Raw genomic sequence first — 24055 nt, forward strand, 5'->3', positions numbered from 1 at the left:
ACTTTTAGTTTAAAGGTTCTATCTTAAAACCTACTTTCTTTATTGCCTCAATAATATCTTCTGTAGAAACATCGGGATTATCTACACTCAATATTTTATTGGGGTTTTCAGTATCAACCTTCCACTTATTTTCTCCCACCGTTGAATTAAGAGAATTGGTTACTCTTGCAACACAGCCACTACAATTGATATTTGTTTTAAATGATTGATTTTTCATATATATATTTATTTTATGATAACAAAATTATAAATTTTTATTCCGAAGTCTTAGACTATTACTTACAACTGAAACTGAACTGAGTGCCATTGCTGCTCCCGCAATCATAGGGTTTAGTAAATATCCATTAATAGGATAGAGAATCCCCGCTGCAATTGGAATACCTATAAGGTTGTAAATAAATGCCCAAAAAAGATTTTGTTTAATTGTTGAAGTAGTTATTTTAGATAGTTTGATTGCTTGACCAATTTTGGTTAAATCCGATGAAATGATAGTCATTTTGGCAACATCCATTGCGATATCACTACCTTTTCCCATGGCAATACTCACATCTGCCTGTGCCAAAGCACTACTATCGTTGATTCCATCGCCAACCATTGCTACAATATTACCTTTTTCTTGTAGCGACTTGATGAATGCCGCTTTTTGAGCAGGTAAAACTTCGGCTTGAAAATTTTCGATACCTGCCACCTTCGCAACAAGAGCCGCTGTTTTAGGGTTATCGCCAGTGAGCATATAGACCTTTACTCCTTTTGTCTGTAATTCATTAATAGCTTTCTTAGAAGTTTCTTTGATTTGGTCTTCAATAGCAATGACGGCTAGGGCTTCAGTTGAATTAGCAAACCAAATAACTGTTTTGGCTTGTTCGAGCCATTCTTGGGCTTTTTGAGTCAGTACAGAATCTATTTTAATGGCACATTTTGTTAGTAGGTTTTGATTTCCAATGAAATATACCTCCTGACCTATTTGTGCTTTAGCTCCGAAACCTGTAATACTCTCAAATTCATTTATCGAAATAAGAGCAACATCTTTGAAATGATTGACTACTGCTTCTGCCAAGGGGTGCTCAGATTGTTTTTCTATCGAAACTAAAGCTCCAATTAATAAAGGGTCTTCGTTTTTCCAACAGATATCTGTTACAACTGGTTTTCCCTCTGTGATTGTTCCTGTTTTATCTAAAACAACCGCATTGATTTTTTTAGCTAACTCCAAACTTTCGGCATCTTTGATAAGTATTCCATTTTCAGCACCTTTTCCTACCCCTGCCATGATAGCGGTTGGAGTAGCTAAACCCAAGGCACATGGACATGCAATTACTAAAACCGTGACCATCGTGAGCAAACCATGTGTTAGTCCGTTTTCTCCTCCTAAAATTACCCAAGTTATTAAAGTGATAACGGCTATACTGATTACGATTGGCACAAAAATGCTGGCAATTTTATCTACTAATTTCTGTACGGGGGCTTTACTACCTTGTGCCTCTTGAACCATTTTGATAATGTGTGCCAAGACCGTATCGCTGCCAATTTTGGTAGCTTTAAATTGAAAACTTCCTTTTTGGTTAATTGTACCTGCAAAAACCTTATGCGTTATTGTCTTTTCAACAGGGATAGGTTCTCCGCTGAGCATACTTTCGTCAATAAAAGAAGTTCCCTGAGTTATCTCTCCATCAACAGGAATCCTCTCGCCTGGTTTTACTATCATCTCATCGCCAATCTTAATAGAGGCAATCGGTACTTCCATTTGGTGGCCGCCTTCGTGTACAATGGTCACCGTTTTGGGTTGTAGTCCCATGAGTTTTTTCAAGGCAGAAGAAGTATGGCCTTTGGCTCTCTCTTCCAACCATTTACCTAATAAGATAAAAGCTATCACAACCGCAGCCGCTTCAAAATACACGTGTGCGTGTAATCCTCTTTTATGCCAATAACCAGGGAATAGAGTATTAAAAACGCTAAAAATGTATGCGACACTTGTGCTTAAAGCTACCAATGTATCCATGTTTGCAGAACGATGCTTGGTTTGTTTCCAAGCATTGATGAAGAATTGACTTCCGAAAACAAATAGTACTGGAGTTGATAATGCCCACATGATGTAATTACCATATGGTAAATCCATGAAAAACATAGAAATTATTACCACAGGTATCGAAAAAGCAGAAGCCCATATTGTTTTTCTTTTTAACGATTCAAATTTTTGAAGTTTTGCTTTTTCAAGTTCGTCTTTTGCTTCTTCACTTTCATCAATTAATAAATCATAACCAACTGATTGTAAGGAAGTTTTTAGTTCTTTTGGCTCGGTTACTGTTGGAATATACTCCACTTGAGCCGCAGCATTGGCATAATTTACATTTGCACTTACTACACCATTTTGGTTTTCAAGAATGCTTTGTACACTACTTGCACAGCTTGCACAAGTCATATTTGATACTGGATAGCTTTTCTTAATAGTCGTTACGCCGTAGCCTAAATCTCTAATGGCTTTGACTGATTCTATAAGCGTTTCATTATTTAGTGTAGATGTAATGACGGCTCTATTATTGTTTAATTCTACTTTATGTTTTAAAACGCCCGTAACTTTATCCAGACCTTTGTCAATAATCAAAGCACAGTGTTCGCTATCTACCCCTTCAAGTGGTATATTAAGCGTGATATTTTTACTGGTATCCATTTGTCTGATTGTTTAATATGACAAAGGTATGAAGGAGCTTAAATATTTTAATTATAGGTATTTTAAATTGATTTATATAATTTTCAGAATGAACCCAATTAATCTTTAAAAAAATGAGTCATCCCGAGCTTTAGATTATACATCACGGCAATAAACCAAAGCATGTTAGTAAACCTTTTAAAAATCCGGAATGACTCTTTTCAAAATTAACCTAATTTGTTTTTATTAGATTTGGTTAATCGAAATCCTTTTATTTTCCTTTAATTGCTTAAAATGGCTCGGAGTTAGACCTGTAACCTTCTTAAATTGCGTTGAAAGGTGCTGAACGCTGCTATAGTATAATAAGTCTGCTATCTGACTTAAGGAGTATTCATCATAGACTAAAAGCTCTTTTACTTTCTCTATTTTTTGATTAATCAGGAATTGCTCAATGGTAGTTCCTTCAACTTCTGAGAAAAGCGTGCTAAGATACTTATAATCCCGACCAACTTTTTCGGAGATATGGGTTGAGGGGTTTATCTTCTGCAATTTCTCGGGCTGCGTTTGTACTAACTCAATGAGGGTAGTTTTAATGATATGAACCATTTGTTTGCGTTTATCATCTAGTAATTCAAAACCATACGATTGCAGTTTTTGTGAAATGGTTTCGGTTTGTTTGTCATCCAAATCATTGCTAGTTTCAACTACACCTAAATCAACTTTTGTAGTTGGGATATCACTTTTATCAAAAAGGTCAGCCACAACCATTTTGCATCTATCACAAACCATATTTTTTACATATAGAGTCATGCTTTTATTACGTTATTTTATATTTAATTCTAAATAAATCACTCTGACAAACATAGGCTTCAATACATTACAGTATCAAAATGTTTTCCAAAAGGGTCATTCGATGCAAAAGTTAAAACAGAGCCTGATTCAATAAATGTTAAGGCAAATAAATATTATTGATGCTTTTTTCTCTTGTGTACAAATTAAACAGAAAATACTACTTTCAGAACTAATTGAATAAGAAAACTTAAATATTGAAGAAGCAAAAAGATATATTACGGTGTGAATATTCTACTGAAAATGGTACAGAACTTAGTACTATTTTACACAAAATAAGTCAGCTAAACTCATATTATTTGACAAAAAACAAAATGTTTTTCAAAAGATTAGTGCCTTTGTTGAGAAGATTAAGGGTGTTGGAAGACAAATTTTAAAAATTGACATAAAAAAAGTACTCAAATTGAGTACTTTTGAAAATTTTGGCGGTCTGGACATGGTTATACAAATGACTGATTGTCAATAAGTTATGGTTTTTTTGAGTGGGTAGCAAAAAAAGTAGCAAGGGGGCTTGAATTAAATCAATTATACATCATCGTATGTCTTTCAAATAACACCCACTTCACTGCTAAACATATCTAACACTTGATTTATTTTGTCTAATCTTAGAGTAGTTTTTCATTGCTTAAGTTCTCTTAAAAAGCTTAGTCAGACACCTGACTTTAGTTCAAGCTCTTCTTGCGTAAGTTTAAGACTCTTACGTTTTACTTTTACGAATTGCCCAATTTGTTGCATATTTTTTGTACCTTATCGGGTATAGATATTTTGTTCAGTAGTAGATTTATACCCGATTGGGTATCTTCTAAAGGTTTGTAATATGAATTTTAACTTCCTAATAATCTTTATCACTATTTATTTTGAACTCAAATAGGTCTTAAATAAATTTGGATTTTTCTTAGTATTACTAAAATTGATCCTGAAAAAAAGTTCACACACATAATCAAACATGAAAAATTTACGATTACTATTTCACATCCTTTTTTCTATATTTTTTATTGAGAATTCCTCTGCTCAATATATCACTATTGATGTTGGTACAATAAATTCATTCTGTGCTGGTACTGCTAAAGATATTCGTATTTATGCAAGTGGTTTTTCCGCTACTACGCCTCGTTTTGCCATTATATTATCAAATTCACAAGGGCAGTTTATTGAGCCAGATACGATAGCTAAAGGAACGATTGTGCAACAAAATGTCTATCAGACTATTTCCGTTTCTATTCCTGCTAATGCGGTATATTCAACAAGCTATAAAGTAAAAGCAGCAAATGTTTCAAGCAGTGAGACGTATGTATCTATAAATACATCAACAAATAATTTAACCGCAAATCTATCTGGTAGCTTTCAAGTATCAGCCTGTTCGCCTGTTATGGCATTACCTATAACTTATACAGGACAAGAATCAATATTTGTGGAAATAAAAGATAGTTTACGTAATCAAGTTTTATCCACTCGTGTTTATCCGCCCCCTTACAATACATTTACTTTAAGTCATGGTATTTATAGATTGTTAAAGGTCTCAAATGGTTGTGGAAATGGTATTGTTTCAGGGATAGCTACTGTTTCTATTGTTCCTCCAATTATTTCATTAAGTATGCCCAGCGATACTGTAATTTGTAGTGGAGAGATTGTAAAAATTAATTATAATATATCGAGTAATGGGTGTACGAGGAACCTTTATATTTCTGATGCTAGTGGAGTAAATTATAACTCAATAACACCAATAAATTATGGGAGTAGTAGCATTTTTGAGGTTAGAATTCCTGAAGATTTGCCTACTGGAGAAAACTATAAGTTTAAAATGGAAGTTATTGGGGCTTATGGAACTAATTATAAGGGTGAGGTGGAGACTACTTCAAGGCTAAGGATACAACAAAGCCCTAAAGTTACGCTCACTAATAATTTCTCAGGAACTTTACAATTTTATGGAGTCGATAAAGCTCTTAATTTTACTTTCAGAGGATTACCACCATTCAACTTTTACTTTGATGGAAATCGCTATTTGTCTGATAATAATACTTTTACAATCAATAAGAAGTTTTATAAGTCACAAACTATTCAGTATGGTATAGTTAATGATGCTACTTCTTGTATGAATGGCTCACTGAGCAGCCAGTATGTAAATGTAGCTACAAGTACTCAGATTAATACTCTACCCGCAAATACTCCAGTTAGCTTTACATCAAGTTATAATTTTAAGAATTACTGTAAAGGTCAGCAGATGCGAGTAGCTTACAAAATTTTTGGCGAATTGCCCGTAAATACTACGTTGAAGGTTCAAATAAAAAAAACTACCAATACTGATTGGATTGATGTGACGAGTAGTGCTGGATATGAAGAAAAACAATTTATTGTCGATTTACCAAATAATTTGGAAAAGGGACAATATGTCGTGCGGGTATTACCAATAAACCCTAATATTCTAGTAACACAAGGAACAGAAAATGATGGTTCTTACTTTGCATCAAATGTCATAAATATCATCGGAGACGTGACACCATATTTAGGGGACAGTCCTGATACAATCTATATTAGAAAAAACGATGTTGTAAAGTTTAGTGCTAATATAACGGGTGGAGCAGAAGGATACCCTTATTATTTGACCCAACAACCACTCTATACACTGAAACTAAAAAATTCGCAAAATAATATTTTATACGACTTTCAACCATTCTGGAATAATCAAAACCAAAGTACTCTGATATCTACTGATACAATTACTCGTAATACTACCTTTGAGCTGGTCAATGCTTCCAGTTTGTTTGAGTGTCCGAATGTATCTCCGATACCCAGCAATAAAATTACCATAATTGTTGAAAATCATATCAATAACGTACGAATAAGCACTAATGGGTTGAGTGACTGGTATTCAAGTACTAATCCATGCGGTGGTTCACAAATAGATATTCCAATTTGGCTATCTGGTAATTTTAATTCCAATAATCAGGTTAAAGTTATGATGGCCAGATATAATTCTCCTAATCTTTTATTTGAAGTGCCTTCGATTGATAATGGAAATAATACCAGAAAAATAATACTACCTATATCAGATAAACCTGAGAGTTTTTACATAAAAGCAATTGCAAGTTCGCCTTATACGCTTGGAAAGTTTAATCAAAATAGCTTATTTATCCAACCACCCGCCAAAATTAACTTATCGGGAGAGTTTTCAGTTGTGGCTGGTTCAGTAATTGGAATACCTGTTCAAGTAAATGCAATAAATAACGGATATTCAATAACCATTACCGATGGTTTCAACGATTATCCATTTAGTATTGGTTATACATCATCACCATATACCTATATTTTAAAGCTTAAAATTCCAGCAAATACTCCACCATCTGATTTAACCTTTAAGGTGAAAAACTTTACCACCAGTTGTGGCAATGCAATCATTGAAGGACAAACTTTAGTACATATTTTAAGTTCGCCACTGATTACAATCTCAAATCCAATAGGTGTTTGTCCTGTAAATAGTGTACGTAATATTTCAATGGATTTTTCATCCAACTTAGTTTTTCAGGCAAATAATATCTTTAAGGCTAGACTTGTAAATAGAAGTAACAATCAGGTCATTAACGAATATGATGCTAATTTGGTTAATGGTAAAATTGCTTTCAGCTATCCTGCGAATGGTTTAACGCCGCCCAATTATGATGTACAAATTTTATCTACTGATCCTCAAGCAGTAAGTAACATTTATACAATAACAGAGAGCAATAATCCTTCACTAAACTTTTATGTACCATCAACCATACAAAAAGGTGGTTTGTTATCTTTAAATTATACTCTCAGTGGTACTCCTCCTTTTTGGTTTAAGGTGCTGGAAGGGGATAACATTACTGAGTACTACACAACAACTAATACGGCTGGAAAGGGTATTGTGGTTGATAGAACAATGACTTTTCAAGTTTTAGAAATTAAAGATGCAAATTGTACCTTTTCAGTAATAGATGATGCAACCTATGCAGCAGTTTATTTAAGAAAAGCTGAGGTTTTTGAAAGTTTATATCCATTAGAAATAAGTACTTTGAATAAGGTAAGCTTCTGTGATAATGAGCAGATAATTGCTAATATTAGCAAAAATAAGACTTACACAACCTATCAATTTCAACTTGCACCTTATGGTACTTCCATGTTTTTTGATTTGCCAACTACTGTTCAAGACGAGCAATTAGTTGCTACTTTTTTGCCAAATTTGAGCAAACAAACCAGCTTTCAGCTAAGAGTCAAGGGAATTTTAGCCGATGGTAGTATTGAGTATAGTTCTGTTTATCAATATGCAATAAAACTTAATAATTCATCAAATGCTACACTTACTGGAGGTGGGAATTATATTAAAGGTAGTGATTCTGGGGTAGATTTAGTTTTCAGATTTACTGGTTCAGCACCTTGGAGTTTAACATATACAGATGGTATCAATTATTACAGTTTTGCAACCTCTGATTCAATAAAAGTTATTAAAAGATACGATACCGAAAGCAAGCAATTTTCAATAGTTTCAGTTAGAAATGGTTGTGGATATGGCACTTTTTCAGGCCAAGCGTATATAAATGTGCTAAATATTCAGACTCAAAGATTAGTTGGTTTAGAGGGTATTTGTTATGGACAAACACTTATTATTCCTTTTTCGCAAAGTGGTACGTTTGATGCCTCAAATCAGTTTAAGATACAATTGTACAGAGACGTGCCTAATGCTTATAACATCGCTAATAACTATTTTACTTTAGATGCAACTTGGAGTGGGAACGCACTTTATGCAACAATTCCAAATTCATTACCATTTGATACTCAAAAAAACAGTCCATACTACATACGTGTGATTTCTACACAACCTAAGCTTTTAGGAACATACGCTTTGAACTTATCAAATACAGAAAAACAAGCTGTTTTTGTGTGGGGGAATGTCCCAACTATCTCTTTGACAGGAGGAAATACCATTTTGGCGGGGCAAACGTCAAAGTTGATAGCTAAAGTTAATGGATTTTCTAATTTTTGGTACTTTAGGATTTCGGATGGTACAACTAATTATTATTACTATCCTCAGTCATTTCCTTTTGAAGTTTCATTCTCGCCTACACAAACAACGAATTATACAATCACACAATTTTACTCTGCATGTGGTGGTGAAATAGGTTCACCAAGTTCTCAAATCATAAAGATTGGAACATGTATTCCTGTTGAAATTGTTAATACCCCATTTATTAATACTAACGAAAGTAAATTTGCAGGTGTAAGGGTGGAAGCTGACAATGAGATAAAAATGGGGTCTAATATAAACTATAATGCAGGAAGTAATATCCTCCTCCTTCCTGGATTTAGCGTTGATAGTGGGTCAACATTCAAAGCTGTTATAAAAGGTTGTAGTAATTGATACGAATATTTGAATGTATCTAATTTTTCAAGCCCTATAAGTTCGTAGTTCCCTTTTTAGATTTAGATATTTGCTTGTAATATGTAATGAGTTTTGTCGCAAAAGTTGTAAATATTTGCGACCACTTTGGAAGGAAACTTGGATTATTATATTTTTATCCCAAACATATCTGTAAGCATGTACTTAAGAAAGAATAGTTTCTGGTATAGAATTATATCTTATCTAAAATATATTTTTGAAACCAGGCTGGGATTTCTTCCGTCTGAAGATTTATCTCTGTTCCCCCAACAATTTCAGCAATCCATATTTTGTTATCGCGTGAGTTGTCAAAAATAAAAGTTCTATCTGTGTGCTTAACTGCTTCAAACAATAACTCTAATGAACGATAATATCTTGAAACTACCTTTTCGTTTGGAACATTATGGCCGCCAGATTTTACTCAATGCCCAATTCGTAAAAGGTTTATAAGTGGGTCTTCTGTTGCAACGTAGTATGAATATGTACGATAACCTTCTATTTGAGCTTTTTTAGAATTTCAATCTTATCAGGAGATGACATTACAGTCTCAAATGTAAAAGACTTGCCCTCATTCAAAAGTTTATGACGCAAGAAGTCTGTCAGAATAGCACTTAAATAAGAATCAAAACCACGGTTTTGTGTAATGCTAGAAATTCAACTTCATATTGTTCAAATTCGGCAATTCTATCCCTTAATAATTGAGCCCAATAAGCATCTTTTACATTCAATTTCTTGTTGTCCCATTTTTTGGAGTAACGTAGATTTTTGTTGAGAAATGCCTTCTTTTACCATATAGATAAACTTGAATTTGAATTAAACCCTTCTCAAGGTTTTTTTTAGTAATTTCTTTCTTTCGAAAATTAAGCTGTACGATACTTTTCTTTTGATAGCTGTTTACATTAATAATGGCATAAATCTAAGGTAGAAAAATGGAAACAAAATGAGTAGCAAAAATATGCTAAAACATACTAAAATTTGCTATGTTTTTGGGGTAGGCTTTGAAACAAAAAAAGCACCCATTTATGAGTGCTTTTGAAAATTTTGGCGGTCTGGACGGGGCTGTACAAATAATTGATTAACAGGTAGTTATGAGCGTTTTTGAGCGGGTAGCAAAAAAAGTAGCAATGGGGCTTGAATTAATTGAGTTATACCTTTTTATATTTCTTTTTATTGTTTCAACTACGTAGATAAAACGATGTTATTCTTCTCGAGAATTTTATTGAGATGTTCAACTCCATAGACTTTATAATCAGTTCTTTTTTTGTATTGGTCGCCAAATGAAGATTGGGGGCTGGTCGTATTTTTTTAAGATAATTTAGCCCTTTGAAATAGTCGGGTTGTATGGTTTTGCCAGATTTGAGTTCTATGGCTTAGTTACTTGGGTAATCATTTGTATATTTAGGAATTGGATTCCTAAATATACAAATTGGTTTTCAGGGCTATCATATAATTAAAAATATATAAAATAATGACATTATATCTTGCAAAAGACGTGTTTAACCTTCATCATAAATAAATGTCACCTCACAAGCCTTGCAAAGACGTTTTTCTTGGATATACTCATTAATATCATACCAGCCGCCAGTTTTTTGCCAAATGTCCAAACCCCTGCCCAAAACTATCTTCCAACCATTATCAATTTTAATAGAGCGGTCATGGATATTTTCATCAAATTCGTAGGTGAAAATGATTCCGATGGTTTCTAACGAATAAGTTATTTGCGAAAATGCCTCTCTTGCTCCTTCGATAAAGTCTTCATTATTGTTCGTAATCAAGTGCAGTCGAAGCTCGTTTTCTTTGTTCTTTTTTTCCGAAAGCAACTTTGCAAATTCCATAAAATTGCGTAGCTGATACGGAAGTCTAATATAAGGGTCAATGAGCGTTATTGAGTTTGCACCAGCCAAATAATCACCAAATAGATTTTCGTAAGAAATTCCTGTCTGATTATCCAAAATTATTCTTTGTCCATTGCTTAAAGTCTTAATTTTACTTTTCTCAACCTTACTATTATCGGTGTTTTCTGCTGAATTACTTAGTAAAATATCCTTTTGTTCATCATTTAAATACTCAATAACTTCAAGGGTTTCGATGCTTACTTTCTTACCAGTTTTTCGGTTTATATAACTAAAATCAACAGCTTCAAAAGTTTCGTCCATTTTTTGTAATTGTTGTTTCACTCGTTTGCGGCATTCAATGGCAAAATCAAGTAATTCTTTGGCATCGGTTTCTGCAATATTTCCATCAGGAAAAATCACTTTTGAAAGCCCAGCATAAGTTTTAATTATTGCAGTTTTATCACGGGTAGTGATGCTATCCGAAAGTTCAAAAAACTGATTATATTCATTCGTTCGGTCTTCCTTACGTTGTTCTTTTAGAATTTCTGCCAAATAATCTACAATAAAACCATAGTCAGACGTAAACATATCGTTACACAATTTCTGGACTTCCCAACCTGGTAAATAAGCATGGATTCTATCCAAAAAGGCTGTATCATAATAATCTTTTGGAAGTGCATCAAACAAGTTGCTGTGGCGAAGCATATACGGCACACTATGGTCTGTATTGCCCACAAAAACCATCGAAGCGGAAGCACCGTAAACTTGCGTTCCTCTCGAAAACGACTTGTTTGCCATGTAGTTTTTCATGATGTCAACCAAACCACGGTCGGTTGTTTTGGTTTTACCCGCAAATTCATCATAAGCCACTACATCCCAATAGCCGACCAAACCAATTTCGCCCGAACTATTATTGACAAATAATTTTGCTTTTGAAACCTCTCCACCCGAAATCAACATTCCATGCGGCGATAATTCCGAAAAAATATGCGACTTCCCTGTTCCTTTTGGCCCCAATTCTATCAGATTATAGTTGTTTTCTACAAAAGGCACTAATCTGGTGAGTTGCAGTAATTTAGACCTAAACGTAAATTCATCTGGATTTAGCCCCATCGTTTGCAACAGTATGTCAATCCACTCCTCTTTTGTGAATTGCTTGCGTCCTTCTTTATATTCGTCTAAATCTCCGCTGGCAATTTGTATTGGTTTTAATGATTCTATGACCCATGGCAGGCTATCTCGTTCATCGGTAGAAATATATGCCAAAGTAAGAATACACCAAACCCCACTCGAAAGTAGCTTCTGGTGTTCTCTGATAATGTCATCGGCGATTGGCACTTTTGAAAGCCCTAAATTGGCAAATGTTGCCTCATATTGGTCTTTTCGGTCATTGAGCCTGACCGATACTTTATCAATGATTCGGTGAGAACCCTTTTCACGTACAGTCGATTTGATTATTTGAGCTTCATCTCGATGAACAAAGTGTTTGGCCAGAATACTTTTTACCGTTTCTACGCCTTGTGTGATTGTTTCTTCATCATCGGTTGCACAATACTGCCCCAAAAGGTATTCTAATACATAAATTGGTACTATGGCATCACCTTTTACCAATTTTGTTAGGTCTTTTCTAACAACTTTACCACCAAAAAACTCATTTAGTTTTTTATCTAATATTTTCATTTTGAGCATTAAAATAAAGTTCTTCTACTGTCAAGTAATTTGAAGCTAATTGCTTGGTAAGTTTATTTATCATAACCAGTCAACCAATCACAAATTTCCAGTAATCACTCTCAATCAATCAAAATCATTCGTGAATGATATGTTAAGTGTGTAATAAAATTCCTTGTAAGGTTTCCATTTGGTAGTGCCTTCAACGGGTTCTTCCAAAATCAGTTTTACACGCGGGTTTTTGTATTTTGTGGTGGCTTTTGAACTTATCTGGAAACGGTGTTTTACCTCTCTTTGGCGTTCTGAACCTTCCTGAATATCAAACATATACCTAAATTGGTCGCTTAATAGTTCTCCATCTTCGGCATAAAGCCCCGCTCTGATGTCACGAGCAAGTATTTGTTCACCAACGAGTTCGGACTGAATAAACGATACTGCTAAAATATTGGTCGTTATTCTATCGGTCGATTTGATGATGTCAATTTCGACTACCGCAACTGCAGCACCTTCTTTGTTGTGTCTGATTTTGATAATCGGAAAAATCACCTCTTGCAAGCTTGCTCCACCGTGTACAAACCTTGAGCCTGCTCCTTTCACCCGAAGCCGGTTGATAGATTTCGGTATCAAAACTTGTATTTCTGGCTGTAAACGAAGGGCATCACCATCAAATAATTTAGTAGAGCTTTCTGACTGAATATTTTTACCAATAATAAACCTCCTATTTTCTTTCCAAACCTCACCCGTATGGTTTGAACTACTAAAATCACTTTCTTGCAGCTCGCTGTGTTGGTAAATAAAACCATGGTCAGCCGTGATAATGATATTCGTACCATTCATATTGGCAATTTTTTTGACAATATCTGCCAAAAACACTATTTCTTCTTCTACGGCATCAAAAACCTTTTCTTCGGTTATTTTATCATCGCCAGTTTTGTCGATTCGGTTGTGATAAATATAAAATAAATCATATTGTTTTACCAACTCACGCCCTTCTTTGCTGGAATTCAGGCTCATAAATTCTTCAGCTGAGATGGTTGTTGTTCGTACCTCCGTATTGGCAGCCAAAATGCGGCTTCGGCCTTCCAAACCGCTACTTGCCATGCCATCAGCCATTACTGAATCGGAATTTTCTTTGAGCATTAAATGCTTGTGTGGCAGCAATGATGCCATACAAAGTTGCGTGTAAGAAGGCAAGCTACTCACACCATAAGATATGCTCGACTCAAAGCGTTTTTCACTCTGAAATCTTTTGTTTAGCTCAACTCCACATTCATAGCGAAACGCATCCGATATTATTACAAACAGCCTTTGTTTTTTATCAATGATGGGTTTTACGTGGTTATCAAAAAAACGTCTTTGCCCAAACTGTAAACTGTTTGGCCATTCGTTGAGCGAATCCACCACATTTTGCCATTGATTATTATATGGCACTAACCAATCATTCGTATAAAGGCGTTCGATTTTAGCCGAAAGCTCGCCCAAAACTTTATTTTGATTGGTTTTTCGGTAATACCAAACAAATTTTCGATAGTGCAAATCTATTTCGTGTACTGTCTGGGTGTAGTGGTTTGTGCCTTCATCAAATGTTTTATATTGAATCTGGGCAGCGTATTTGCGTATAAGCGTCGTAAGTTCAGAAGCTTCTGACACACAACTATAAAGGTCTTTTACTTGTGCGTACCAAAATTTATTTTGTCGCTTTTTGGCGTAAAAACTTAGTTTTTCGTGTGTTATATCTTCACTAATGAGCTGATTGATAAGCTCATGTAAGATTTTGAAATCAATCAGTTTATACGAATCGTCTTCTATGATATCATCAATTTTGGCATCAGAAAGTAGGGTTTCGATACTCAAATCGGTTTCTATTTTTGCCGAAATACGCTCAAAACTTTCTCTAAATTGCAGCGTATCTTTCCACGAAATCAATAACAGTCTTGCTTCTCGATTGAGGCTTTCTTTGCGACCAATACTAAAATTATTGCTGAAAACTTCAATAAGGAAGTCGTATATACTCGGTGAAACTGCTTGATAACTGTATTTTCGTTCAATTTCTTTCCAGAAAAAACTCTTCAGCTGATAGCGTTCCAGTTCTTTTTCAAAACGTTCGTTTTCATCAATAAATGCTGCTGAAAGTGTAAAAATATAATTGGATAGACTTAGGTATTCGGTATTGAAAACAACCGCCAGCATTTTATAACGAATGGCATTATGGGTTTCATCGCCATCTATTAAATCTTTCAGTTTTTGGCGTCTTTCCTTAGCCTTGAAAAATTCAAGGTGTTCGCTTACCAATTCTTTAAAATGATATTCCAAACCAATTTCTTGCAAAAACATTGCTTCTTGGTCGGTTCGGAAAATGTAGTGAGCCAACTCCATATCCAACAGCCAATTATCTTCGTTGGCGGGTCGGGGTTTTGAAAAATACAGCAGAAATTTCCCATAAGGGTGCTGTTTTTCGATCAGATACTTGACCGCAAACTCATTGCCTTCTACGTGGATTTTGGTTATATCAAACAAGCTTAGGTCTTTGAATTGCTCCAAAAACTCGGCTTTTTCATCGTACCAGAATATAATTCGTTGCTCAACAAAACGCTGTTCTAAAGCTTCTACTATTTTATTCATGTTATCTTATCTGTATGGATTTTTATTGATTTCTTCTTTCAATAAAACTATCCGTTCTATGAGTTTTTCAAATACTAATGATGAGCCATAAATCATACTTGCTTGCATAGTTTCATAATCTGTTTTCCACTCATCTATTAGGTTATCTGGTGGAATTGGATTTATCAACTCAGGTACGTGATTTTCATAATTGATTCCTCGTAGGGCTGTAATCGTACTTCTGTGATGCACAATGGCGTCATAGAGACTTTTATCCGTCAATCCGATTTTAGCATACTCAGTATCCATTATTTTTTCAATGTCGTATAAATGCCTACTCAGACGCTCAATCCTTATTTTATCTTCGCTTTTTTGAAACTCTTCGTGCAATAAAAAAATCTTTTCTAAAAATGTGCGTTCAGGGTTTACGGTCGGAATTGTGAGTGCAGAATCGGCAAAAGCTTGTCCATCATAATGTTCACCTACCATCGACCTAAACTTTTTGGGAGTGAAGGGTTCTCGGAGTGAACGACTACCAATTTCAACCAAAATTCGAGGTTGAATATAGGTTAAAGCTTCCGTGACACTCGGATAATATATTTCTATGATAAGTGGGTCTTGGTCTTTTGATTTGACCTCCGATAACCTCAGTTCTACACCAAGTTCGGCTGCACTGAATGCTGTTTGAAGTTGTGGAAATAATCTTTTTGAGAGATAATCGAATGATTTTTCTCGCAATCGGCGTACTTGTGAGATACTCAACTCATCGCCAAAGTTCAGAAACTTGCGGTCAAGAGCTAAATCAATATCTTCCGAAAAACGCTCTATCAGCCCCCATGCTTTGCTCAACGAAGTTCCTCCTTTAAATACTGTAAAAGGTGCAATTTCGGTCGTGAAAATAATTTCAAGCGTTCGCATAATCCACCAATCTTTTTCTACGGCGGCATCAGGTAAGCCAATTTCTTTACTTACTTCCGAAAATACGTTTTGTTTGGTTCGAGTTGTCAGTTTTAACCACTCTTGTATTGCTAAGTTATTCATTGGTGGTTAATTTTATAGGGCTTGTTTTAATAGTTGTCTTATCCATTCGGGGGCCAATCTGAGGTCGTGCTGTAAGTGGCTTTTGTTTTCTTTTTTTAGCAGTTGTATTATTTTCTCCCGTTCTTCTTCCTTCACTTTATCTTTCCCAATACTTCTGAGAGCTTGAATGGCCAGTGTGCTGATTTCGCCCTGAGTAGCTAAATTTTTGGGACTTGTTCGTTTGAATACAATGGTGCGTTTACCAATTTTCACTTTTCGAGCCGAGCCATCGGTTAAGTAGCTGATATTCATTGGTACTTGGCTCGTAAGTCCCAAGCGATTGAGTGCGTAGATGCCCGTAGGTATAATGCGGGCTTTGTCTCGTTTGGCAATGGCTCGTATGATTGTTTCGATACTGGGGCTAACATAACCCAAAACAGGGTCTTTTTCTGGGCGTACATAAATGCCCGTGGCTACTCGCTGTAATTCTCCTGATTTTACTAATCTTTCAAGTGCTTTTCGTACGGCATCGGCATTATTTTTTGCCAAAAAGTTTTCAATAAAAAACACCGAACCCCTATTGGCTTTTTTTATTTTGCTAAGTACTTGATATTCAGTAGTTTCTGACATAGAAATGATTTGTATTTGTCACAAATATAATAAATATTCGTGACAAAACAAGTGTGCTAAGAAGTGACCATAGATGTGGCATGCTTTTGTTTATTGTCACCATGCTGCTACTTTTCTGTCACCCTCCATTTACCAATTCTATCAATAATTCCCAATTCTTTTTTGTTGATTTTGACTCACCGAGGCACACTTTTACTCAGTTTTCAATAAATGCACGACTCATTAGTTCTTGTTCATTTTTACTGATTTTATACTTTATAGCCAAATTTCGCCAAGTTGAAGTTGCCTTTTTTAATTCCTCGATTATCTCCTTGGCTTTGTCATGCTTGATGCGAAAATAAGGAGCAACTTCCAATGCTAAATCTACCTCTAAGGCATTATCATTTTCGCTAATATTGAGTTTCAGCCCTGTGCCGTTTTCATTAGGATTGATGTCATAAGCAGGAGATAATGCCCAGCCTTTTGGCGTGAGCAGAAAACCATGGTTTCGGAGGTGGTCATCGGTATTTGATACACAAATACTGAATACAATTCTTCGCCACAGTTCTTCCAAATCTTGGTCAATATTTACGCCATTTTGCATGATAAATTCGGCTAATTTCAAGTAACTCACGCCTTCTTGATAATCTGCTCCATCAGAATAGCCCAGTAATGTCATTGCCGAAGCAAAATGTATGCGTTGCTTGCCGATTCTATCAAATCTTTTGGTAATAAAAGTATGATACCGACTACCAAATTTCTCAACGAAAGCATCTGCCATATTTATGTTGGCTTGTTTGGCCAAATCATGCACTACCATTTCCCAAGCTCCCATGTTTCTATCATCAAATTTACTCGGAAATTTGGCAATCCAGAGTTGTTGATTTGGGTCTAAAACACTTGCTTTGGGTCTTGCTCCACCAAGCGACGAACCTGGTGCCATGAGCATATTAAGCCATTTGAGGTATCCGGGGTCGTTGGTGCTGTTGTCTTGTTCGAGCTTTAAACTTGCTTGTTCGAGTTCTCTTAACGAAGTAAATGGCGGAGCGGCCATTGCTCGATTATCGTTCAGAAATGTATCATTTCCTTCAATTTTGAAGCGTAATGCACCCATTCGGTGTTCGTCATACACGCCCATCAAATAGTCAGTTTCAAACAAAAGATTCTCTTTTCGTTGTTCTTGTCTTGCCAAAGCTGCTTCTCTTCTACGCATCAATAAACGCCCCCAACGGTCGGGCGAAGAATCCATGAAAATACCAAAATTGGGCTTGGTATCATTCAGAAACTGTCTTCCATTGAAAAAATACAAATCGGGGTCAAGCTGAATATAATTAGCTTGCAACCATTCTTTGTCATATTCAAAGGCAAAAATCTCTTTTCCTCGCAAAAGTGTAGCCGAAAGTCTGCCCATCAACATTGGGTTTTCGAGTGCTTGCCAATCGGCATAAACCAAAATATTTTTTTCTCTTTGGCTCATTTTTTTATTTTTGGAGCTCGTTTTCTTACCAAAATTTCGGCATCTTGTAGTTTCCTTCCTAAAATATCATCGTTGGCGATATTCAGGAAATTTTTCTCTAAGCCGAATACAAAAAGTACTTGAAGATACGAACCAATCGCCACGCTTGGCATTCCTTTTTCGATTTGCCAGAGTGTCGAACGGCTGATTCCGGCCCTTTCTGCTACTTGTTCGGTATTGAGTTTTCGTCTTAATCGAGCCAATTTGATGTCTTCGCCTAATTGCTCGAGAATCCTTTGGTGATTGGGTAATAACATCATAACGTTTGATATTTTAGACAAATATGCGAAGAATATTGTTTAAATCAAACATTATTTTTGATTGGATAAATCCATTTTAAGACAATACTGTTCAAAATTTTTCCTCCTTTTTTCAAGCAGGGCTGTTAAGTTCTCCAATTTAAAGCCCTTCTCCTCAGAGGAGAAGGGTTGGGATGAGGTGAAAAGGTATCAAAAAGAGGCAAAAATGCTGCGTTTTGACCTCACCCTAAATCCCTCTCCTGAAAAAGGAGAGGGACTTTTCGGAGAACTTAGCAACCCTGCTTTTTTCAAGGAGGGGAAAATTACATACTATCCACCAGCCATCTACCATCACCTAATCAGCTTCCCATCAATCCAATCAAAGTCTTTTACTTTCTTTTTGGTGGCTTTGTCGTTTAGGCCTGAGATTTCTTTGATGGCTGCCCCAAATTTGTTGTAATTGACCAACACGCCATCGTCGAGGTCGATGCTGATTCGCTCGGTTGCCAACGGATACAAGACTTCTCGCTCGTAGGCTTTGAGTTCGAGCAGGATTTTCTTGATTTTGTCTTGTTCTTTGGCGGCTTTGGTTTGCTCGGCCGAGCTGCCCGAAACAATAATATGACTCAGCGACTCAATGCGGGTATTGAGTTTCTCTCGGTATTCTACCAAATAGCCGTTGAGTATCTTATTGAGGGTATCGGGTGTGTAGCGGTGCATATAGATAAGCACATTGAAGCTGCCATTGGCCGACGAGAACATCCAGTAAATAGGGCGTTTTTTGTAGCGTTTGATGTGGTCGGCGTAGAAATCTTTGACAAAGTATTTGCGAATATCTTTGCCCAGACTTTCTTCGACAAATGCCAGATTTCGCTCGAAATTGGCGGTGCCGAAAGTTACTTTCAAAAATTCTTTGAAACGCCCCACGATGTCGTCTTCAAACCATTCATCGTCGAGAACTGGAATAATGTTGTCGTCGTCGGGGAGGTACGCTTCGGCTTCGCTCAGCGACCGTTTTTCGACTTCGCTCAGCGACCGCCCCGAAATGGTTTCTTGTTGGTCTCGGTGGCTGAGCGAAGTCGATGCCGCCGAAGTCAGAGCCAAATAATCTTGCAATGTTTCACCTTGATTTGCCAAGACAAGCCCTTGTTTATCAAGCGAATACCGCCCAAACATACAGCCTACGGCGTAGCTCACAAATTGTGCCATTACTTCGGTGGCATCAAAGACCAACTGGTTGTTTTGGATGCTGGTTTCTTCTTTTAGAATCGTGATGTCTTCGAGCGGTACATCGGGTGTTAGCTCATCTTGTAGGCCGTAGATTTCTATAAATTGGCGGTTGAGTGCCTCTTCGTTGCGGTGAAGCTCAAAGAATTTCTTTTGCCAATAGGCTTTGTATAAATCGTAGGCTTCTTCGAGGTCAATGTCTGATTTGCCCTTGATTCTGAGTAATTCGTTTTCTTGAAAATCCCATGAGATTTCTCGGGAATTCCATTCTTGTTTTTCAATTTTTACTTGGTCGCCAACCTTTTTATCATAATCATATTCATCTTCGGGTAGAAGTATAGGAATATTTGAAATTGTTCCAGAGCCAAAGTTTAAGGTTGGGTTTAAGAGTAATAATATATTTTTAACTACGGGAGAATTTAATAAACCTAACAAGAAGAATGTGTTTTCTTGAGGTATCATAGTTGAACCTGCTGAATCAAAAATAGCTCCATAGTCCGTATATCTAAAACTTGAAACACTTGATGTTAACGCACTCCAAGTTATCCCATCTTTAAAATATTTGTCTTCACTTCTAATTTCTTTAGTATAACTGCCCCCATTATATCTAATTACTACTGCCTCTTTGAGTTCAGAACCATCATTAAACCAATTAATTACATACTCTTTATTTCCATACCACTTTCTAAATTGCCCTCCTTTATTTAGAGGAAACCATTTTTTACCAGAAGTTTGTGCTAATTCTTTTGTAGTGCAATCAGCATAAAAATTAGATTTAGAAACTTCAAACCAAAGTTTAATAAATCTATTGTTGTCTGTTGTTGCCAAACCTTTCTTTGGACTTGCAATATCTCCTAATAAAACACTATTTTTGAATGCTTTTAAGAGTTTTTGGGTTGCCCAATATCCAACAGGGCTTGTTGGAATCTTTTCAAAATCTTTTTGATTAGCAATATAAAACCAGCCACAATCTGAATTTTGTATTGCTTCCAAGGTTCTCGGGGCTTGGTTTTCAGAGCCTTTAAAATCACTTAATCTTATGTAGCTTCCTTTTCCATCAATAATGGCTTTGTTTCGTAGCGTAAATGTACAAATCGGTACAGTCGCACCGTCAAAGCCTGAGTATTCTAATTGTATAAGGTTATTTATGAAATGTTGGTCAATTATGACTTTTCTTAATTGCTCATAACTCTGAATAAACATCCAAACAAAAGGTGTCATGTAACCAGTTAGCCCATCTTCATTACAATATTCTAAACATCGGAGAATAAAAGTAGCAAACAAATCTGTTTTTGTTTCTGGGTGGTTAGTTTCAACGTAGGTTTTCAAACTGCCTTCCATTCTCGAAGAATTGATATAAGGCGGATTTGTAACAACAACGTCGTACTTTTGGCTCAAAAGTTTGTATAAGAACTGTAATTCTTCTTGTCGTGCGGCAAATAAACTGCCCGAATCAACTGTAATTTTAGCTAAATCGGCTGAGTCAACCCTAATTAATGAGCCGATAGCAGTCGCATTTGAGAACTTATCATCAAATTTGAAATCTTGATAAAAAGATATATTTGGACGTAGATTATTGTTCTTTATATTTCTTAGAAATCTTCTACTTTTTTGTCGTCCTTTCATCAATAAAATGAACGATGCTAATTGTGCAGCTCTTTGGTCAATATCTACACCATAAAGATTTTTAGAAATGATGAGTTCGGGTATTTCTGTTGGGTTATAACCTTCTTCTTCGTAAATCTTATAAAATAAATCAAAAGCGTAGGATAAAATATGCCCAGAACCAACGCAAGGCTCAAAAAACTTTATATCTTCTATGCTTTTTTTCTCACGTTTGGGTAATTCATAAGATGGTTTTATGTAAAACTTTAAATCATTTGTAATCTGAGTTTCAGGTTTTATTTCTTTCCATAATTGCCCCAAAGTATTGAAACTGTTTAAACTTTTATTTTTTTAATGATTTTACGTAAAAAAATGACTGAGAATGCTATAAAATGCAATGCAACCCAATTTTTGACAGAAAACTCGAACCTTATCAACAAGGCTTTAAATCCATCAATCCAAGCATTTGAGTGTTCAATAACCGACCTGTCTTTATATAGTTCTTCGTCAAAAATGTGAGTATTACATATGTATGGTTCAAGTCTTTGCTCTTCTGAATCATTCCTTGTATTGGGCTTTACGTTAGGGATTATATCTTCATACTCGCAGGCTTTACGGAAGTTATCACTATCAAAACCTGGGTCTGCGTTTAAAAATAAACCTTTTAGGTTAATACCTGCTTTTTTTAAGGGGTCACATATCTCTTTGAATAGGGTTTGTATTTCAAATAAATCATGATGATGACCTTCTTGTGGCGTTGACATACCAAGTATAACTCCTTGATTATCAGACATAAATAGTGCATTTGTTGTATTACAAGCCTTACGTCCTTGATAACCAATGGCATCTCCCCCATTTTTTGCAGGAGTATGACTGCCATCAAATTCTATACTTGATAAATCCAAATGTTTAAGGTTTTTATTCAGAATATTTGACCATATTTTTTGCCAACATCCTGATTTTGACCACTTATTAAAATAATAGTAGACAGATTCCCAAACTAATATTTTTGTCGTAAAAAACTGTTTTGTTGGTAATTCTCGCCACTGACATCCAGTTTTTAAACGATACAAAATACATTCTACAATCTCAATTAAAGGTACTGTGGTTTCAAAACCACGTTCTCCTATTGGCAAATGGGGTAAAATCCATTTTTCAATTGTACTTTTGTTAAGTATTCCCATGATGTGTTGAGTTTTTGTTCGCAACACAAAATTTGCACTTCTTTGGGAATACTTTTATATAAGTTTAAACAGCTTCTAAAACTAAATACTATTCATTTCACAATTTTAGCAAATAGAAATCTAATGTACAAGTGAGATTTATTAAACGGTAATTAGAATGTAAAACGGCGTATAACATGGTTATACACCGTTTTACCTCGTAATACAGTGTTATACACTGTAAAACACTGTTATTCAACGATTATAGCACCAGTACCTTCTTCTGGAGTTTCAGTTTTGGGTGGAGTAGTTTTTTGTATTACAACTTCTCTATCAATATCCTTTTCGTTAGCTGCATCGTTAGGTTTGGCTTGCTTGGTCTGTATAATTTTATCCAAGAAAAACTTCTTTATAACATCTTTAAAGAAGAACGCCGCAGCTATGCCTATAATTAGGAGTACGACCAAGATGATTTTAACTATTGGGGGCTTTGAGCTTTTGGCTAAGCTATCTCCACTGATAATTTGAATTGATGGCTCTACTTTAAATACCCCGAAAGGGTCTTTCGAGTAAAAGTTATTGTATTTGGACATATTGGTGATTGCTTAAAAACTGTTGATAATATTGTTTTACTAAGGCCTGTACTACGTCTGGCAAGTCTTTAATGTTGGTATTTTGTCGCACTGCTTGAAATACCTTTCTCAAGGTTTCAGTTTCATAAAGACTAAGCCTATTAGTATACCACTGAAGTTTTTCTTGGTTGGTGTTTACTGTACAACTTAAATTCTCTTCAATATACTCTCGTACGGCAATGGCTCTTTCTTGGGTGATTCTTTCTTTAGATAAACGCTCAGCAGTTTCATTGGCTTCTTGCCAAATGCTCTTAGTTGCCAGAGCATGTTGTTGCAGCAATTCCTCTTTTTCGACTGTCAAACGCTCAAGCTTCCTATTGGCCATAGCCAATTCATTTTCAGTGTTCTCCAGTTCAAATACAATTTCATTGTACTCCTTAGCATCCGTTTTTCGTCCATTTTCTATTATATCCCAATAGTCCTCTAACGAGAACAGAATACATTCTGAAATGGTCATACCTCTTTTGTGAGCTTCATCCATGATTCGTTTTTTCATCTCATGGGTAGTTCTAACATTCACATTTGCACTTAAATCAGTCATGTTTTGATTTGTTTTTGATGTAATACCATGTATCACATTGATTATTGATTTGTATAACTTCGTAAAACTGGTGCAAGATTAATGTAAAACTGTGATACGCACTGGACAATATGGAATATATGGAATATATGGAATGACTTAAAAAAACACCTCAAAAACATATCTTCATAAGTTTTGAGGTGCTTTGTTTTATTCATTGAGGCATCTTTCAATCGCCTCCAAACTTATATTATACTCTTCTGCTAAATTGACTGTTCTAATTTTACTTCCACTGAGCTTTGCCGAATCAGGATAATTCTCCCTTATCTCTTTGATAATCCTGTAACTATCGCTTCTGCATGTGTTTAGTATTTTCTGAACATCTGCTGCTCTTAAAACTATTGGTTCCATTGCATTAGAATTTGTATTTTTTTTAGTTTAAAATTTAGCTTTTTTCTGCTCGCACACAGATTTTTATACCTATGTTTTTTACAACAAAACAACACTTAGTTAAGTGTCTGATAATCAATTATTT

At 35.5% G+C, this 24055-nt stretch carries 15 protein-coding genes; 1 reads left to right on the forward strand and 14 read right to left on the reverse strand.

From position 1 onward, the window contains the following. Positions 1-4: 4 nt before the first annotated feature. The 3 genes from EMTOL_RS14225 to EMTOL_RS14235 form a co-directional block, all read right to left on the reverse strand. Positions 5-217: a heavy-metal-associated domain-containing protein gene (locus tag EMTOL_RS14225; protein ID WP_015030006.1), complete on the reverse strand. Its 213-nt coding sequence runs from the start codon at positions 215-217 to the stop codon at positions 5-7. Between the two features lie 27 nt (positions 218-244). Further along, a complete protein-coding gene (locus EMTOL_RS14230; protein WP_015030007.1) occupies positions 245-2665 on the reverse strand; it encodes a heavy metal translocating P-type ATPase in 2421 nt (806 codons plus the stop codon). A 225-nt stretch (positions 2666-2890) separates the two neighbouring features. After that, positions 2891-3454 (reverse strand): helix-turn-helix domain-containing protein, encoded by a 564-nt coding sequence (locus EMTOL_RS14235; RefSeq protein WP_015030008.1) that lies wholly within the window; start codon positions 3452-3454, stop codon positions 2891-2893. A gap of 985 nt (positions 3455-4439) precedes the next feature. On the opposite strand from EMTOL_RS14235, the gene EMTOL_RS14240 reads away from it, so the two are divergent. Continuing rightward, the gene (locus EMTOL_RS14240; RefSeq protein WP_015030009.1) at positions 4440-8867 is read left to right on the forward strand and encodes a 3-coathanger stack domain-containing protein; all 4428 of its coding nucleotides are present in this window, start codon (positions 4440-4442) and stop codon (positions 8865-8867) included. A gap of 1514 nt (positions 8868-10381) precedes the next feature. Here EMTOL_RS14240 and brxL read toward each other — a convergent pair. From brxL to EMTOL_RS14300, 11 genes are all read right to left on the reverse strand, one after another. Then, the gene (gene brxL, locus EMTOL_RS14250) at positions 10382-12400 is read right to left on the reverse strand and encodes a BREX system Lon protease-like protein BrxL (protein WP_015030010.1); all 2019 of its coding nucleotides are present in this window, start codon (positions 12398-12400) and stop codon (positions 10382-10384) included. Positions 12401-12514: 114 nt separating this feature from the next. Continuing rightward, complete coding sequence (pglZ, locus tag EMTOL_RS14255) at positions 12515-15010, reverse strand: BREX-1 system phosphatase PglZ type A (protein ID WP_015030011.1); 2496 nt, start codon at positions 15008-15010, stop codon at positions 12515-12517. 6 nt (positions 15011-15016) lie between these two features. Beyond that, positions 15017-16030 (reverse strand): nucleotidyl transferase AbiEii/AbiGii toxin family protein, encoded by a 1014-nt coding sequence (locus tag EMTOL_RS14260; protein WP_015030012.1) that lies wholly within the window; start codon positions 16028-16030, stop codon positions 15017-15019. A gap of 12 nt (positions 16031-16042) precedes the next feature. Further along, the gene (locus EMTOL_RS14265; RefSeq protein ID WP_015030013.1) at positions 16043-16639 is read right to left on the reverse strand and encodes a DUF6088 family protein; all 597 of its coding nucleotides are present in this window, start codon (positions 16637-16639) and stop codon (positions 16043-16045) included. A gap of 196 nt (positions 16640-16835) precedes the next feature. Further along, positions 16836-18095, reverse strand: coding sequence for a type II toxin-antitoxin system HipA family toxin (locus EMTOL_RS14270; protein ID WP_015030014.1), 1260 nt, complete (start codon positions 18093-18095; stop codon positions 16836-16838). Beyond that, positions 18092-18394 (reverse strand): helix-turn-helix domain-containing protein, encoded by a 303-nt coding sequence (locus EMTOL_RS14275; RefSeq protein ID WP_015030015.1) that lies wholly within the window; start codon positions 18392-18394, stop codon positions 18092-18094. Before EMTOL_RS14275 ends, EMTOL_RS14270 begins: the two co-directional genes overlap by 4 nt. A 330-nt stretch (positions 18395-18724) precedes the next feature. Continuing rightward, complete coding sequence (pglX, locus tag EMTOL_RS14280) at positions 18725-21526, reverse strand: BREX-1 system adenine-specific DNA-methyltransferase PglX (protein ID WP_052315393.1); 2802 nt, start codon at positions 21524-21526, stop codon at positions 18725-18727. Between the two features lie 14 nt (positions 21527-21540). Next, entirely contained in the window at positions 21541-22389 is an 849-nt protein-coding gene (locus EMTOL_RS14285; RefSeq protein ID WP_015030016.1) for an IS5 family transposase, read from the reverse strand. Positions 22390-22619: 230 nt separating this feature from the next. Then, on the reverse strand, positions 22620-22961 hold the full coding sequence (locus tag EMTOL_RS14290) for a hypothetical protein (RefSeq protein WP_015030017.1): 342 nt from the start codon (positions 22959-22961) through the stop codon (positions 22620-22622). Further along, on the reverse strand, positions 22945-23541 hold the full coding sequence (locus tag EMTOL_RS14295) for a hypothetical protein (protein ID WP_015030018.1): 597 nt from the start codon (positions 23539-23541) through the stop codon (positions 22945-22947). The genes EMTOL_RS14290 and EMTOL_RS14295 overlap by 17 nt, the downstream gene beginning before the upstream one ends. Before the next feature lie 189 nt (positions 23542-23730). Further along, positions 23731-23931, reverse strand: coding sequence for a hypothetical protein (locus EMTOL_RS14300; RefSeq protein ID WP_015030019.1), 201 nt, complete (start codon positions 23929-23931; stop codon positions 23731-23733). Positions 23932-24055: the final 124 nt, after the last annotated feature.

The organism is Emticicia oligotrophica DSM 17448 (genome assembly GCF_000263195.1).
GTDB lineage: Bacteria > Bacteroidota > Bacteroidia > Cytophagales > Spirosomataceae > Emticicia > Emticicia oligotrophica.

What these genes read in the sequence shown, in the direction of transcription:
- pglZ (WP_015030011.1), bottom strand. Translation starts at nt 15,010, where the DNA reads ATGAATAAAATAGTAGAAGCTTTAGAACAGCGTTTTGTTGAGCAACGA.
- EMTOL_RS14230 (WP_015030007.1), bottom strand. Translation starts at nt 2,665, where the DNA reads ATGGATACCAGTAAAAATATCACGCTTAATATACCACTTGAAGGGGTA.
- EMTOL_RS14285 (WP_015030016.1), bottom strand. Translation starts at nt 22,389, where the DNA reads ATGGGAATACTTAACAAAAGTACAATTGAAAAATGGATTTTACCCCAT.
- EMTOL_RS14275 (WP_015030015.1), bottom strand. Translation starts at nt 18,394, where the DNA reads ATGATGTTATTACCCAATCACCAAAGGATTCTCGAGCAATTAGGCGAA.
- EMTOL_RS14235 (WP_015030008.1), bottom strand. Translation starts at nt 3,454, where the DNA reads ATGACTCTATATGTAAAAAATATGGTTTGTGATAGATGCAAAATGGTT.
- EMTOL_RS14295 (WP_015030018.1), bottom strand. Translation starts at nt 23,541, where the DNA reads ATGACTGATTTAAGTGCAAATGTGAATGTTAGAACTACCCATGAGATG.
- EMTOL_RS14225 (WP_015030006.1), bottom strand. Translation starts at nt 217, where the DNA reads ATGAAAAATCAATCATTTAAAACAAATATCAATTGTAGTGGCTGTGTT.
- EMTOL_RS14270 (WP_015030014.1), bottom strand. Translation starts at nt 18,095, where the DNA reads ATGAGCCAAAGAGAAAAAAATATTTTGGTTTATGCCGATTGGCAAGCA.
- EMTOL_RS14290 (WP_015030017.1), bottom strand. Translation starts at nt 22,961, where the DNA reads ATGTCCAAATACAATAACTTTTACTCGAAAGACCCTTTCGGGGTATTT.
- EMTOL_RS14260 (WP_015030012.1), bottom strand. Translation starts at nt 16,030, where the DNA reads ATGAATAACTTAGCAATACAAGAGTGGTTAAAACTGACAACTCGAACC.
- EMTOL_RS14300 (WP_015030019.1), bottom strand. Translation starts at nt 23,931, where the DNA reads ATGGAACCAATAGTTTTAAGAGCAGCAGATGTTCAGAAAATACTAAAC.
- EMTOL_RS14265 (WP_015030013.1), bottom strand. Translation starts at nt 16,639, where the DNA reads ATGTCAGAAACTACTGAATATCAAGTACTTAGCAAAATAAAAAAAGCC.
- brxL (WP_015030010.1), bottom strand. Translation starts at nt 12,400, where the DNA reads ATGAAAATATTAGATAAAAAACTAAATGAGTTTTTTGGTGGTAAAGTT.
- EMTOL_RS14240 (WP_015030009.1), top strand. Translation starts at nt 4,440, where the DNA reads ATGAAAAATTTACGATTACTATTTCACATCCTTTTTTCTATATTTTTT.